The organism is Aestuariivirga litoralis, from assembly GCF_003234965.1.
Lineage (GTDB): Bacteria > Pseudomonadota > Alphaproteobacteria > Rhizobiales > Aestuariivirgaceae > Aestuariivirga > Aestuariivirga litoralis.
Genome location: NZ_QKVK01000006.1, coordinates 230020 through 243796 on the forward strand (window position 1 = coordinate 230020; position 13777 = coordinate 243796).

The 13777-nt window shown below is 67.3% G+C and carries 14 protein-coding genes; 3 read left to right on the forward strand and 11 right to left on the reverse strand.

The window, feature by feature from the left end; genetic code table 11:
* Nucleotides 1–10 precede the first annotated feature (10 nt).
* Together DK847_RS14305 and DK847_RS14310 are read left to right on the forward strand one after the other, a co-directional pair.
* Entirely contained in the window at nt 11–481 is a 471-nt protein-coding gene (locus DK847_RS14305; RefSeq protein WP_111199187.1) for an outer membrane protein assembly factor BamE domain-containing protein, read from the forward strand.
* 9 nt (nt 482–490) lie between these two features.
* Entirely contained in the window at nt 491–1621 is a 1131-nt protein-coding gene (locus DK847_RS14310) for an amidohydrolase/deacetylase family metallohydrolase (protein ID WP_111199188.1), read from the forward strand.
* 123 nt (nt 1622–1744) lie between these two features.
* On the opposite strand, the gene DK847_RS14315 is transcribed toward DK847_RS14310, so the two are convergent.
* The 3 genes from DK847_RS14315 to DK847_RS14325 form a co-directional block, all read right to left on the reverse strand.
* Nucleotides 1745–2521, reverse strand: a complete 777-nt coding sequence (locus tag DK847_RS14315) for an inositol monophosphatase family protein (RefSeq protein WP_161957289.1) — start codon at nt 2519–2521, stop codon at nt 1745–1747.
* Between the two features lies 1 nt (nt 2522).
* Nucleotides 2523–3419, reverse strand: a complete 897-nt coding sequence (locus DK847_RS14320; protein ID WP_111199190.1) for an ROK family protein — start codon at nt 3417–3419, stop codon at nt 2523–2525.
* Between the two features lie 240 nt (nt 3420–3659).
* Nucleotides 3660–5759 (reverse strand): sodium-translocating pyrophosphatase, encoded by a 2100-nt coding sequence (locus DK847_RS14325; protein ID WP_111199191.1) that lies wholly within the window; start codon nt 5757–5759, stop codon nt 3660–3662.
* A 208-nt stretch (nt 5760–5967) separates the two neighbouring features.
* On the opposite strand from DK847_RS14325, the gene DK847_RS14330 reads away from it, so the two are divergent.
* The gene (locus DK847_RS14330; protein WP_146256139.1) at nt 5968–7032 is read left to right on the forward strand and encodes a hypothetical protein; all 1065 of its coding nucleotides are present in this window, start codon (nt 5968–5970) and stop codon (nt 7030–7032) included.
* 127 nt (nt 7033–7159) lie between these two features.
* Here DK847_RS14330 and DK847_RS14335 read toward each other — a convergent pair whose 3' ends face one another.
* From DK847_RS14335 to DK847_RS14370, 8 genes are all read right to left on the reverse strand, one after another.
* Nucleotides 7160–8371: an MFS transporter gene (locus DK847_RS14335; RefSeq protein ID WP_204508340.1), complete on the reverse strand. Its 1212-nt coding sequence runs from the start codon at nt 8369–8371 to the stop codon at nt 7160–7162.
* A complete protein-coding gene (nusB, locus tag DK847_RS14340) occupies nt 8368–8847 on the reverse strand; it encodes a transcription antitermination factor NusB (RefSeq protein WP_111199193.1) in 480 nt (159 codons plus the stop codon). The genes DK847_RS14335 and nusB overlap by 4 nt, the downstream gene beginning before the upstream one ends.
* Nucleotides 8844–9338: a 6,7-dimethyl-8-ribityllumazine synthase gene (ribH, locus tag DK847_RS14345; protein WP_111199194.1), complete on the reverse strand. Its 495-nt coding sequence runs from the start codon at nt 9336–9338 to the stop codon at nt 8844–8846. The genes nusB and ribH overlap by 4 nt, the downstream gene beginning before the upstream one ends.
* On the reverse strand, nt 9335–9928 hold the full coding sequence (locus tag DK847_RS14350; RefSeq protein WP_111199195.1) for a riboflavin synthase: 594 nt from the start codon (nt 9926–9928) through the stop codon (nt 9335–9337). Before DK847_RS14350 ends, ribH begins: the two co-directional genes overlap by 4 nt.
* Nucleotides 9929–10101: 173 nt before the next feature.
* A complete protein-coding gene (ribD, locus tag DK847_RS14355; protein WP_245414623.1) occupies nt 10102–11100 on the reverse strand; it encodes a bifunctional diaminohydroxyphosphoribosylaminopyrimidine deaminase/5-amino-6-(5-phosphoribosylamino)uracil reductase RibD in 999 nt (332 codons plus the stop codon).
* Entirely contained in the window at nt 11090–11569 is a 480-nt protein-coding gene (gene nrdR / locus DK847_RS14360; protein ID WP_111199283.1) for a transcriptional regulator NrdR, read from the reverse strand. The genes ribD and nrdR overlap by 11 nt, the downstream gene beginning before the upstream one ends.
* Before the next feature lie 93 nt (nt 11570–11662).
* Nucleotides 11663–12673, reverse strand: a complete 1011-nt coding sequence (hemB, locus tag DK847_RS14365; RefSeq protein WP_111199197.1) for a porphobilinogen synthase — start codon at nt 12671–12673, stop codon at nt 11663–11665.
* Between the two features lie 51 nt (nt 12674–12724).
* Entirely contained in the window at nt 12725–13591 is an 867-nt protein-coding gene (locus DK847_RS14370) for an extensin-like domain-containing protein (protein WP_111199198.1), read from the reverse strand.
* Nucleotides 13592–13777: the final 186 nt, after the last annotated feature.

The following is a 13777-nucleotide window of genomic DNA, read 5'->3' on the forward strand; positions in this document are numbered from 1 at the left end:
ATTGCGGCCCATGCAGATCATCAAGACGCGTTTCGCCACCAGCCTCCTTGCCGCCGCCGGCCTGGCCCTCCTGCTGGCGGGCTGTTCGCCGGAGGTGGAGCACCGCGGCTACATGCCGAAGCCCGGCGCCTTTGACCAGATTTCCAACGGCATGACCAAGATGGAAGTCGAAGGCATCATGGGCACGCCCTCCACCACGGCCTCCGTGCAATACAAGGGCGACAGCTTCTATTACATCACCCAGGTCACCACCAGCAAAGCCTTCATGACCACCGAGACGGACCGCACCGTCATCGCCATCCGCTTCAACGAGGATGGCAAGGTGAAGAGCTATGCCCAGTATGGCCTGCAGGACGGCCGCGTGGTGGACATCAACACCAACGCCACACCCGTCTATGGCGAGGACACCTCGATCATCAGCGCACTGCTGCGCACCTCCAAGGGCACCCGCACGGCGCCCATGCTGCAGGGCAAGTTCTAGGGAGACCTCATGGACCTCATCCTCCGGGGCGGCCGGGTCATCGATCCCAGCCAGGGCCTCGACGGCATCCGCGACGTCGGCTTCGCCAATGGCAAGGTGGCCGCCATCGCCACCCGCCTCGACAGCCCTTCGGCAACGGTGCGGGACGTCTCCGGCCTCATCGTGTCGCCGGGCCTGATCGACCTTCACACCCATGTCTACTGGGGTGGCACATCGCTGGGTATCGATGCCGAGGAATTCTGCCGGACCTCGGGCGTGACCACGGCCGTCGACACGGGCTCCGCCGGCCCCGGCAACTTCATGGGCTTCCGCAAGCACGTGATCGAGCGCAGCGAGGTGCGCATCCTCGCCTATCTCCATGTCAGCCACGCCGGCATCTATGGCTTCTCCAACACCGTGATGGTGGGCGAGAGCGAGGACATCCGCCTGATGGACCCCGTCACCGCCGCGGAAGTTGCCGACCGGAACCGCGACGTCATCGTCGGCATCAAGGTGCGCGTCGGGCGGCATGCCTCGGGCGACCAGGGTGTGGCCCCCTTGACCATCGCGCTGCAGGTGGCGGAGGAAACCGGCCTGCCGCTCATGGCCCACATCGACGAGCCGCCGCCTTCCTACGAGGAGGTGATCGCCATGCTGCGGCCGGGCGATGTGCTGACCCATGCCTTCCGGCCTTTCCCCAATTCCCCTGCCACCGCGCAGGGCAGCGTGAAGCCCGCCGTTCTCGCCGCGCGCAAGCGCGGCGTCCTCTTCGACATCGGCCACGGCATGGGCTCCTTCGCCTTCAAGACGGCGCGTGCGATGCTCGCCAACGGCTTTGCGCCGGACACGATCTCCTCCGACGTCCACGCACTGTGCATCAACGGTCCGGCCTTCGACCAGGTGACCACCATGTCGAAGTTCCTCTGCCTCGGCATGAGCCTTCCCGATGTCATCAAGGCCTCCACCGAGAACGCCGCCTTCGCGCTGAAGCGCCCGGAACTTGGCAGCCTGAAGCCGGGCAGCGTGGGCGATGCGACGATCCTCTCCGTGGACGAGGGCAAGTTCGACTATGTCGACGTCGTCGGCGAACACCTCGAAGGCCGCCAGCGCATCACCTCGCACGGCGTGGTGATCGGCGGCAGGTGGTGGCATCCGGCCTGAACAACACCTCCATAAAACGTCATCCCGGCGAAAGCCGGGACCCCGCTTTCTTGACAGCATGTGACGACCCAAAGCGGGGCCCCGGCTTTCGCCGGGGTGACGGAGTATAGGGGAAAGCGGGCATCACGCTCCGCTCACGATCCCCTCGATCTCACCATAGACTGCCGGCGGCGCCACGATCAGGCTATTGCCCTTGAACAATCCGTCATGGCTGAGGAAGTCACTCCGCTGTGCCCCCGCCCCCTCGCACACGGCGAGTGCGCCGAGCGCATCCCATGACCGGATGAGCGGCTCGAAGAAGCCGACCAGGCGGCCCGCCGCCACATAGCAAAGGCCCAGCGCACCGGAGCCGTCGCGATAGAACATGCCGCCCTTCTCGAGCAGCCGCGTGAAGCCGGGGAGGAACTCATGCGGCCCGCTCTTGGGCGAATAGCCGGCGTAGGTGATGCCTTCGCGCACTGACCTGGCACCGCTCACGCGGATCGGCTTGCCGTTGAGCGTCGCGCCGATGTCGCGGCCACCGGCGAAGAGCTCGTCGCGCGCCGGAGCATAGACCATGCCGAACTGGATCACGCCATCCTGCATGAAGCCGATGGACACGCACCAGCTGGTCATGCCCAGGATGAAGGGCTGCGTGCCGTCGATGGGGTCGACCACCCAGATGCCCTGCCCCGCGGTGTATTCGGTGGGCGCCGTTTCCTCGCCGAGGAAGGCATCCTGCGGGAAGGCTTTTGCCAGCCGGTCACGGATGAGGAGTTCGGTGTTGACGTCGGCCTCGCTGGCGAGATCCTGCGGGCCCTTGTTCTGGATCGTCAGCTGGTCGCGCGCGTTGAAATATCCCAGCGCCAGCTTGCCCGCCTCCTGCACGAGGGCGAGGCCGAAGTCATATCTCTCGTTCATCTCAGTCCTTCCAAAGCCAGGCCGCACCGCGCACGCCGCTCGCATCGCCATGCCGGTTGCGCAGGATGGGGGTGTGGAACACGGTGGAGAATGTCCGCGCCGCCAGGGCGGGCGGCAGGTCCTCGTAAAGCTCGTCGACATTCGACATGCCGCCACCCATGACGAGAACGTCGGGATCCAGCGCATTGACCACGGTCGCAAGCCCGCGCGCCACGCGGTCGATGTAGCGCCGCCAGAGAAGACTGGCGAGGTGATCGCCGCTCCGCTTCAGCGCCATGATCTCGGCCGCCTTCAACTCCACGCCCTTGTGCTCCGCATACTGCGCTTCGAAGGCGCGACCGGAGCACCAGGTTTCGATGCAGCCCACGCGGCCGCAGTAGCAGGGCTTGCCGGGAATTTCGGTGGTATCCGGGAAGGGCAGCGGATTGTGCCCCCATTCGCCACCGGAATTGTTGGGCCCGTGATGGGCGCGGCCGTTCACCGCGATCCCCGCACCAACGCCCGAACCGAGGATCACCGCGAAGACGACGTTGTAACCCGCCCCTGCCCCGTCCACCGCTTCGGACGCCGCGAAGCAGTCCGCATCATTCTCCACCCGGATCTCGCGACCGAGTGCTTTCTGCAGATCGGCCTCGACGGGCTTGCCGAGAATCCACGTCGAACTCGCGCCCTTGCCCAGCCTGCTCTTCGGTTCGAGCGAGCCCGGAATGCCGATGCCGACCTTACCTGCGCGGCCCGTCTTTTGCTCCAGCGCATCGACCATCGCGCGGATCGCCTTCAGGCAGCCCTCATAGTCATGGCGCGGCGTTGCTTCCCGCAGGCGCAGCAACTCGCGCCCGTCGCGCTCCATCGCAACGCCTTCGATCTTGGTGCCGCCCCAGTCGATTCCGATCAGCATGAGTCACTTTCCTCCCTGCGCATCAGACAGCGCGTCGTGCGATTAGGCAAGAGAGGAGACGACATCCTCCACCGCCCCTCATCGCGGGGCTTGTCCCGGCGATCCTTCGTGGCGGCCGCGAAGTAGGTGCCCGGGACAAGCCCGGGCATGATGGGTGGGAAAAGACGTCGAGGCTTTGCTCAAACAAAAAACCCCGCGCGGATCGCTCCGCGCGGGGCTCGTGTCGAAAACCCGTGGTGCTTAGTGGCTGGCCAGCACGGCCAGCAGCAGCAGCGCCACGATGTTGGTGATCTTGATCATCGGGTTCACGGCGGGGCCCGCCGTGTCCTTGTAGGGGTCGCCGACGGTGTCACCCGTCACCGAGGCCTTGTGGGCATCGGACCCCTTGAAGTGCTTCACACCCTTGGAGTCAACGAAGCCGTCCTCGAAGGACTTCTTCGCATTGTCCCAGGCGCCGCCGCCCGCCGTCATCGAGATGGCGACGAAGAGGCCCGTCACGATCACGCCCATCAGCATGGCGCCCACGGCCGAGAAGGCCGCGGCCTGGCCGGCGATGGCGTTGATGACGAAGTAGACGACGATCGGAGACAGAACCGGAAGAAGCGACGGGATGATCATTTCCTTGATCGCCGCCTTGGTCAGCATGTCCACGGCGCGGCCGTAGTCAGGCTTGTCCTTGCCTTCCATGATGCCCGGCTTTTCCTTGAACTGGCGGCGCACCTCGACGACGACGGACTGGGCCGCACGGCCCACCGCGGTCATCGACATGCCGCCGAACAGGTAGGGCAGCAGGCCACCGAACAGCAGGCCCACGACCACCCACGGGCTGGAGAGATCGAAGCTCACCGGCACATCCGCGAAGAAGGTCTTGAGGTCCTGCGTGTAGGCGGCAAACAGCACCAGCGCACCGAGGCCCGCGGAACCGATGGCGTAGCCCTTGGTCACGGCCTTGGTGGTGTTGCCCACCGCGTCGAGCGCGTCGGTGTTGTGACGCACTTCCTTCGGCAGGCCCGCCATTTCGGCAATGCCGCCGGCGTTGTCGGTGACCGGGCCGAAGGCGTCGAGCGCCACGATCATGCCCGCCAGCGCAAGCATGGTGGTCACTGCGACGGCCGTGCCGAAGAGACCGGCGAGGCCGTAGGTCACGATGATGCCGGCGACGATGACGAGCGCCGGAAGGGCGGTCGCCTCCATCGAGACGGCAAGGCCCTGGATCACGTTGGTGCCGTGACCGGTGATCGAGGCTTCGGCGATCGAGTTGACCGGGCGCTTGCCGGTGCCGGTGTAGTATTCGGTGATCCAGATGATCGCCGCGGTGATGACGAGGCCCACCACGCCGCACCAGAACAGGTGCATCGGGGTGAAGCCGCCGAGATCGACGGACATGCCGCCGAACACCAGGTTGATCACCGGGTAAAGCGCGATGAGCGACAGCACGCCCGTCGCGATCACGCCCTTGTAGAGCGCGCCCATGATGTTGTTGGAAGCACCGAGCTTGACGAAATAGGTGCCGATGATCGAGGTGATCACGCAGGCGCCGCCGATGGCCAGCGGCAGAACCATGCCGGCGAGCTTGAACTCGGCCGGCAGCGCGATGGCCGCGAGCACCATGGTGGCAACGGTGGTCACCACATAGGTCTCGAACAGGTCGGCCGCCATGCCGGCGCAGTCGCCGACGTTGTCACCGACATTGTCGGCGATGGTGGCGGGGTTGCGCGGGTCATCCTCGGGGATGCCGGCCTCGACCTTGCCGACCATGTCGCCGCCGACGTCCGCACCCTTGGTGAAGATGCCGCCGCCCAGACGGGCGAAGATCGAGATCAGCGAGGCGCCGAAGGACAGCGAGACGAGCGCATCGATGACGGTGCGGCTCGTCGGGTCCATGCCCAGCGAGTCCTTGAGGAAGCCGAAATAGAGGGTGACGCCGAGGAGGCCGAGCCCTGCGACGAGGAGACCCGTCACCGCACCCGCCTTGAAGGCGAGGTCGAGGCCGCCGGCGAGCGACTTGGTGGCGGCCTGCGCCACGCGCACGTTGGCGCGCACCGAGACGTTCATGCCGATGAAGCCCGCGAGGCCCGAGAGGATGGCGCCGATGGCGAAGCCGATGGCCGACCATTGGCCGAGCAGGAGCCAGGCGAGGACGAAGATCACCACGCCGACGATGCCGATGGTGGTGTACTGACGGTTCAGATAGGCCTTGGCGCCTTCGCGCACGGCAGCCGAGATCTCCTGCATACGGGGCGAGCCGGCGTCGGCAGCCATCAGGCCGCGCGTCGTCACGATGCCGTACACGATGGAGAGCGCGCCTGCGAGCACGATCAACCAGAGTGCAGTGGTCATGATAAACCCTTGTGTTTGTTCGCGTTTCCCCAGAGCCCCTATTGGCGGAATCATCCGCCTTATCCCTGCCCCGGAAGGTGGCAAAGGTATGCCGCATCAAGGGCTTGGTGGCAACCACCAGAAAATCCCCCGAGATGGGCCAGATCCGGCCCCAAATCGGACGCATTCTAGGGTTATATTCCTTGTTTCGGCTGGACGGAGGGATGGCGTGAAATCTTGGGCGGCAGGCATTGTGGTGGCACTCGTGCTGGTGGTGGCGGGCAGCCTCGCCCTTCCCCGCGGCGTCGCCGCGATCCGGCTTCTGGCCGGCCCCCGCGACGAGGCTGCCGTGGCCGCCTATCTCCTCACCCACAGGACGGCTGACGATTACACCGCTGCCGCCGAGCGCGCGCTGGCGGACAAGGACGAGGACCTCGCCGCCTCCATCGCCCAGCTGGCGGCCGAGCGCGGCTTGGCCCTGCCCGCCTCCCTCACAGCCCGCATCGCCACCGCGCAGGAGGAGGCCTCCGCCCGCATGGGGGCCGATGCCTGGAACGGCTTCGTCTCCGGCGATGCGCCCAACGAGGCGGCACTGGCGGGTGCGGTGGCTGCCGACCTCACCGGCATCGGCGACGTGCGCGACCTCTACAACCAGGCAGCCCGCTATGTGTCGTGCGAGGAGATCGATCCTCTCATGATCGGGCTCGCGACGGTTGGCCTCGGCCTCACCGCCGCCACGGTGGCGACGCTGGGCGCAACTGGCCCGGAGAAGGCCGGCGTTTCCACCCTCAAGGCCGTGAAGCGCGCCGGGCGCCTGTCGCCGCTGCTGGCGCGCGAGGTGGGCGTGGTGACGGCCAATGCCCTGGATGGAGAAGCTCTGCGGCTGGTCGGCACCTCCATGGCGCGCCTCGATCTCGCCGCCGCCCGCGCTGCCTCGGGGCGCGTGCTGAAGGCCGAGGCCGTGACGACGCTCAAGGGCCTCGGCACTGACGTGGCAACCATCGGCGGCAATGCCGGCTACCGCACCACGGTGGCAGCGCTGGGCACGGCGAAGTCGGCGAAGGAGATGGGCGTGATCGCACGGCTGTCGTCACGCTTCGGCACAGCCACCCGCGCCGTCATGGTGCTGGGCGGTACTGCGCTGACCTTTGCCAGCTATGCGCTGACGGCGACCATGTGGTCGCTGTGGCTGGTGCTGTGGGTCGTCGGCGTGGCATTTGGGGCGGCGAAGCTGGGGCGGAGGATCGGGCGGTTGATCTGGCCTGCGCCGTCTGTTCGATTGCGGACCGCATGAGCACAAGCCACTATGGCCGTCATCCCGGCGAAGGCCGGGATCCAGCTTTGGGCGCCGGCCATGTGGAAAAAAGTGAAGCGGGATCCCGGCCTTCGCCGGGATGACGGCAATGAACGGGACACGACCGTCACGCTGCCTTCACGACCTTCCCATAGGGATGCCGGGCCAGCCAGACGATCATGACCAGGGCCAGCACCACCATCGGGAAGACCGCGTAGTTCACGCCCTCCCAGCCGAACCAGGCCAGCAGCTTGCCGGCGAGCAGTGACGTGACGGCGGTCGTCGTGAAGACGAGGAAGTCGTTGAGGCCCTGGGCCTTGTTCTTCTCGTCCGGCTCGTAGGTTTCGGTGAGCATGGTGGTGCCGCCGATGTAGCCGAAGTTCCAGCCGAGGCCCAACAGGATGAGGCCGATGGCGAAGTTCTCGAAATGTATGCCCAGGAGGCCGGAGACCGCGGCACCCACCAGCAGCAGCATGCCGATGGCCGAGATCTTCTCGGCGCCGAAACGCTGGATCAGGGAGCCGGTGAAGAAGCTCGGCACGAACATGGCGAGCGCGTGCCACTGGATGACCCAGCTCGAATCCTTCACCGAGAAGCCGCAGCCCAGCATGGCGACGGGGGTTGCCGTCATCACCAGCACCATGATGCCGAAGGCGAGCATCGCCGTCATGGCCGCCACGATGTAGCGCGGCTGGCGGGCGATGGTGCCCAAGGGACGGCCCGAGGGCGCGTCATGCTTCTGGGTGAGCGGGATGTCGACGAACAGCAGGAGGCCCGCACCGGCGAGCGCCAGCAGGCCCATCACCACCCATGTTCCGGCGAAGGTGACGGGGGCGAAGAGATTGGTGGTCGCCATCACCATGAAGGTGCCGACGAGCGCGGCGACGATGCCGCCGGTCATCACCCAGCTGATGGCCTTGGGGCGGAAGGCGGGGCTCGCGGTATCGGCCGCCGCGAAGCGGTAATAGGAGGCCGAGGCCTGGTAGATGCCGGAGACGAGGCAACCCAGCAGGAACAGTCCGAAGCTCCGCTCGAAGATCGCCCAGGCGCCGATGAAGGCGCCTGCGGCACCCGCCAGCGCGCAGAGCACGAAGCCGACGCGCCTTCCCACCCGGCGCATCATCAGCGAGATCGGGAAGGTGGTGAGCGCCGTGCCGACGATCGACAGCGCCATGGGCAGCGTGGCCCAGGAGGCGCTCGGCGCCAGCGTGGAGCCGATGAGGCCCGAGGTCACGACGAGGGCGGTGGAGGTAGCCCCGAAGATCGCCTGCGAGGCGGCAAGCACCATGGCGTTGCGGCGGGCCTTCGCATCGTCGAAAGCGAAGCCCTCCGCCGTCACGCAGTGAATTCCTTCGGGCGCGACTGGCGGGCGAGCTTGTTCAACACGCCATTGACGAAGCGCGGCTCCTCGGGCCCGAAGAAGGCATCGGCCACGTCGACATATTCGCTGATCGCCACCTTGGCGGGGACACGCTCCATGAACATCAGCTCGTAGGCGCCGGCGCGCAGGATGGCCCGGACCGTGGAGTCGAGGCGGTGCAGCGGCCAGTCCTTGTCGAGGATCTTGTCCACCGTGGGGTCGATGGCCTTCTGCTCGCGCACCACGCCGTCGACCACCTCTTTCAGGTGGCGGTAGTCGGCCTCGCCGCACTGGCCGTCCTCGAAATTCTCGCCCGAAGCGCGCGAGGAGAACTGCGCCAGCGTCTCACCGACGTCGGAACCCGAAAGGTCCATCTGGTAGAGCGCCTGCACCGCACCGAGCCTGGCGGCGGAGCGGCGTTCGCGGGGGTACTTGTTGCTGTCGTTGTCGCTCACGAGGCGGCCTTCACGTCGAGGCCCGCGGCCTTGCGGCCCATGAGGCGGGAGAAGCGGATCATGTGGAGGGCTGCTTCCGCCGCACCGCCACCCTTGTCCATGTCGTCGACCTTGGCGCGGGCCCAGGCCTGGGCCTCGTTCTCGCAGGTGAGGATGCCGTTGCCGATGCACAGGCCCTCGAGGGTGAGGTCCATGATGCCGCGGGCACTCTCTTCCGAGACGATGTCGTAATGCGTGGTCTCGCCGCGCAGCACGCAGCCCAGCGCCACATAGCCGTGATAGAGGCCGGTCTCATGCGCCATGGCGATGGCGCCGGGGATTTCGAGCGCGCCCGGAACGGCCATGCGCTCCCAGGTGGCGCCTGCCCGCTCGATCGCCGCGATGGCGCCGCGGCACATCTCGTCGCAGAGATCGCCGTAGAAGCGGGCCTCGAGGATCAGGAGGTGGGCGCGGACCTGCTCGACGGGGGCGGTGGATTTTTCAGTCTTCATGACGGTTTGTACTCGGTGAGGCGGGCGACATAGCGCGCCAGCATGTCGATTTCAATGTTGACCCGCTGGCCGACCTTCATGCTGCCCCAGGTGGTGACGGCCTGCGTGTGCGGGATGATGTTGACGCCGAAGTGATTGCCCTCGACCTCGTTGACGGTGAGGGACGTGCCGTCGATGGCGACCGAGCCCTTGGGCGCGATGAAGCGGGCAAGCTCATCAGGCACGCGGAAGCGGAAACGCACCGAGTCGCCTTCCGGCGTGATCGAGACGATCTCGCCCAAGCCATCGACATGGCCCGAGACGATGTGGCCGCCCAGCTCGTCGCCGATCCTGAGGGCGCGCTCGAGGTTGATGCGGGTGCCTTTCCCCCAGTCGCCGAGCGTGGTCTTGGAGAGCGTCTCGGCCGAGGCCTGGATGGCGAACCAGTCCGGCCCCTTCTCGATCACCGTCAGGCAGCAGCCGTTGCAGGCAATGGAGGCACCCATGTCGACGGTGCCGAGATCATAGGCCGTGGTGATCTCGAAGCGTGTATCGCCCGCCCTTTCGACGGCGCGCACGGTGCCGATGTCAGTGATGATGCCGGTGAACATTATGGGGTCCGGAAAACCTGCTGCGTCAGTTGTCATTCCCCTCCCCCCTGTGGGGAGGGGTGGGGGTGGGGGTCGCGCCGCCGGGATGTCGCTGGAGCATGAAGCTCTGGCATCACCCCCACCCCTGCCCCTCCCCACAAGGGGGAGGGGAAACAGGGTGGACAGGGCAAGCGCTATTGGCGGGCTTCATAGACGGTCAGGAGGTCGCTCCCAAGCTTTTCCTGCTCGAGGAGGACGAATGGCTGCAATGCCTGCGCGAGGGGGAGGCCAGCAAGGCCATCGACCCCGTCCGGCCCCAGCGTCACGGGGGAGCGGATCAGGTGGAACTCGTCCACCAGCCCGTCCTCGAGAAAGCTCCGCGCCACCCGGGCGCCGCCCTCCACCATCAGGCGGTTGATGCCGCGCTGGCCGAGTTCGGCCACCACCTGCCGGGCGGTGCCGCGCAGCACCTCGGCCCCCTGCTTCGCGAGGTGAGAGCCGGGCGGCAGCTGGCCGTGGCGGCTCATGACGAAGGGCTTCGGCGAGCGGTTGCGGAGGCCGGGGAGGCGGCAGGTGAGCTCCGGGTCATCCGCCCTGACCGTGCCCATGCCGACGAGGATGGCATTGCACTGGGCGCGCAGAAGGTGGACCCGTGCCTTGGCCTCGGGCCCTGAGATGGCGGTGCGCCTGCCGACCCCGGCCGCGATCTTGCCGTCCGCGGAAAAGGCCATCTTCAGAATCACTTGGGGGCGCTTCTTCGTAATCCGAGTCAGGAAGCCCGCCATGTCGCGGCGAGCCTCATCGGCCCCCACTCCGGCCTCGCAGGAGACCCCTGCCCGCCTCAGGATGTCGAAGCCGCCGCCCGAGACGCGGGGGTCCGGGTCTTCTATGGCGGTGACCACGCGGGCGATGCCGGCGGCCACCAGCGCCTCGGCGCAGGGGCCAGTCTTGCCATGATGCGCGCAGGGTTCCAGCGTGACATAGGCGGTGGCGCCGCGGGACTTGCTCCCCGCCATCTTCAGCGCTTCCGTCTCGGCATGGGGGCGGCCGCCCGGTTGGGTCCAGCCAATACCGAGGAGGCGGCCGTCCCTGACGATGACGCAGCCGACATTGGGGTTCTCAGCCGTCGTTCCCAGCGCCCGGCGGCCAAGCCGCAGCGCCAGGTCCATCCAGCGGGCGTCGTCAGTTGTCACCGGTCTCGCCGTTGTCGTCCTCACCCGAAAGCTCGCCCAGAAGCTCCTCGAAATCCTTGGCTTCGCGGAAGTTCTTGTAGACCGAGGCGAAGCGCACATAGGCGACGTCGTCGAGCATCTTGAGGGCTTCCATCACGAGCTTGCCCACGGTTTCCGACTTGATCTCGCTCTCGCCCAGGCTCTCGAGCCGGCGCACGATGCCGGACACCATGCGCTCCACCCGCTCGGGGTCGACCGGGCGCTTCCGCAGCGCCACCTGGATCGAGCGCATCAGCTTGTCGCGGTCGAAGGGCACGCGCCGGCCGGACTTCTTCAGCACCATCAGCTCGCGCAGCTGCACCCGCTCGAAGGTGGTGAAGCGGCCGGAGCAATCCGGGCAATAGCGGCGGCGGCGGATGGCCGTGCCGTCCTCGGTGGGACGGCTGTCCTTCACCTGGGTTTCTTCGTTGGAGCAGAAGGGGCAGCGCAAGGGATGGTGACTCAGCGGTTGGCGTTGCACCATGTCTGGGGGAGAGGCGGGGGTGGGTCAAGTCCCCACGGCGGCCACCCCGCCGCCCGGGCCTCAGCCCTTCAGCTCCTTCGCCACCTCGACCGCGAAATAGGTCAGCACGCCATCGGCGCCGGCGCGCTTGAAGCTCATCAGCGACTCGGTGATCACCTTCTTCGGGTCCAGCCAGCCATTCTGGCAGGCGGCCATGATCATCGCGTATTCGCCGGACACCTGGTAGGCGAAGGTCGGCACCATGAAGCTGTCCTTCACCCGGCGCACGATGTCGAGATAGGGCATGCCGGGCTTCACCATCACCATGTCCGCGCCCTCGGCGATGTCGAGGGCCACCTCGCGGATCGCCTCGTCGGTGTTGGCGGGGTCCATCTGGTAGGTGCGCTTGTCGCCCTTGAGGGTGCCGGATGAACCCACCGCATCGCGGAACGGGCCATAGAAGCCGCTCGCATACTTGGCGCTGTAGGCCATGATCTGCACGTGCTCGTGGCCCTTTCCTTCCAGCTCGGCGCGGATGCGGCCGATGCGGCCGTCCATCATGTCGGACGGCGCGATGATGTCGCAGCCCGACTCGGCCTGCACCAGCGTCTGCTTCACCAGTGCCTCGAGCGTGGCGTCGTTGAGGATGTGGTCGCCCTCCATCAGCCCGTCATGGCCGTGGCTGGTATAGGGGTCGAGCGCCACGTCGCACATGATGCCGATCTCGGGCACCGCCTTCCTGATGGCGCGCACCGCCCGGCACACGATATTGTCCGGGTTGAAGGCCTCGCGCGCATCCTCGGTGCGGCGCTCGCGCGGGGTGTTGGGAAACAGCGCGATGGCCGGGATGCCGAGGTCGGCGGCTTCCTTCACCCGGTCGATGACGAGGTCCACCGAATAGCGGGTGACGCCCGGCATGGAGGCCACCGCCTCGCGGCGGTTCTCGCCCTCGATCACGAAGACCGGCCAGATCAGGTCATGCGCGGTGAGCGTGTTCTCGCGCACCAGCGCGCGGGACCAGGAGGTGCGCCGGTTGCGGCGCATGCGAAGGGCGGGAAAGGCCGAGGCGGCGGCGTGCGGACGATGTGTCATCCCCGATCATTAACAAGAGGAAACCCGGACGCGCAACCGGCGACGCATGCCCTACTGGCAGATGCGGTAGTCGCCCTTGCGGCGCAGCACGTCGACATGGAAGTGGTCGCCGTGGAAGGGGTCGGAGCCGGGGCCGAGCACGGTGGTGAAATGCGTGCAGGCCGCCTTGCGGATATCCTCGAGGAACGAGCCCCCCTTGGAAAGGCCGAGCGCGCCGAGCAGGCCCTCCCCCCAATTGTCCTTGCCGCCCACGCTCACGCCGGTCTTCGCGAACTGGAAGCCGGACATGTCCAGCGCATTGGCCTTGCTGTGCTCCGACATCTTGCCGGAGGAGCCGTTGTTGCGCCGCCGGCAGGCATAGGAGGTGGCGGTGCGGATCTCCGTCACCTCGGTGCCCAGCCGCTGGCGCGCGGCGGGCTGCACGTCCTCGATGACCCAGCGGGCAAGGGCTGCCGCCATGTCGCAGGTCTGGGTGGCGGGAGGCGAGAGCTTCACCCCGGCGACGGCGGTCACCTCGACCGGGGCAGGTGCGCCGCACCCGCCCTGCTCGCCGATGGGGCCGAGCGGCGCATAGGCGAGGTCGAGGCCCTTGAGCAGCGTCCGGCACTCGGCGCGCGCCGCCTCGATGGTTGCGGCAGGCCAGCCGCCGACGCCCATGGGGGCTGCTGGCGTCGGGCTTTGCGGCGCGACCGCCTCAGGCAAGGGGCGTGGCTGGGGAACGGGAACGGCATCCGCCGGCGCGGCCTCCATTTCGGCGGGTGGCCGCAGCCGCGGCACGGGCACCGATGCGGCCGGGCTCACCTGCGCGGCAAGCTCCGGACGCAGCTTCGGTTTCGGCACCGGTTCCGCCGCCCCGGCCGCGGGGGCGGCGGCCAGCCACGCCGCGGCGAGGATCAGGAGCGCTTTCACAGGTTGCATCTGTGCCGGTCTCTCGCGTCACCGCAAGCCGTCACCAAAGGCGCGGCGCAGCAGCCCTGTTCCCGCGGCAGGACGGGTGCTTGCGAGCCCGTTCACCCTGTTTGGCAACGGCTGCTTAAGCCTTCCCCGAAAGGCTTCGTAAAGCCTCCCGCAGTTTTGCCCAAATCTCTGAAACCATAAGGAGAT

Bases quoted from the DNA above. Each gene is read 5' to 3' on its own strand.
- DK847_RS14305 (WP_111199187.1), top strand. From the start codon at position 11: ATGCAGATCATCAAGACGCGTTTCGCCACCAGCCTCCTTGCCGCCGCC.
- DK847_RS14310 (WP_111199188.1), top strand. From the start codon at position 491: ATGGACCTCATCCTCCGGGGCGGCCGGGTCATCGATCCCAGCCAGGGC.
- DK847_RS14315 (WP_161957289.1), bottom strand. From the start codon at position 2,521: ATGAACGAGAGATATGACTTCGGCCTCGCCCTCGTGCAGGAGGCGGGC.
- DK847_RS14320 (WP_111199190.1), bottom strand. From the start codon at position 3,419: ATGCTGATCGGAATCGACTGGGGCGGCACCAAGATCGAAGGCGTTGCG.
- DK847_RS14325 (WP_111199191.1), bottom strand. From the start codon at position 5,759: ATGACCACTGCACTCTGGTTGATCGTGCTCGCAGGCGCGCTCTCCATC.
- ribH (WP_111199194.1), bottom strand. From the start codon at position 9,338: ATGAAGACTGAAAAATCCACCGCCCCCGTCGAGCAGGTCCGCGCCCAC.
- DK847_RS14350 (WP_111199195.1), bottom strand. From the start codon at position 9,928: ATGTTCACCGGCATCATCACTGACATCGGCACCGTGCGCGCCGTCGAA.
- hemB (WP_111199197.1), bottom strand. From the start codon at position 12,673: ATGACACATCGTCCGCACGCCGCCGCCTCGGCCTTTCCCGCCCTTCGC.
- DK847_RS14370 (WP_111199198.1), bottom strand. From the start codon at position 13,591: ATGCAACCTGTGAAAGCGCTCCTGATCCTCGCCGCGGCGTGGCTGGCC.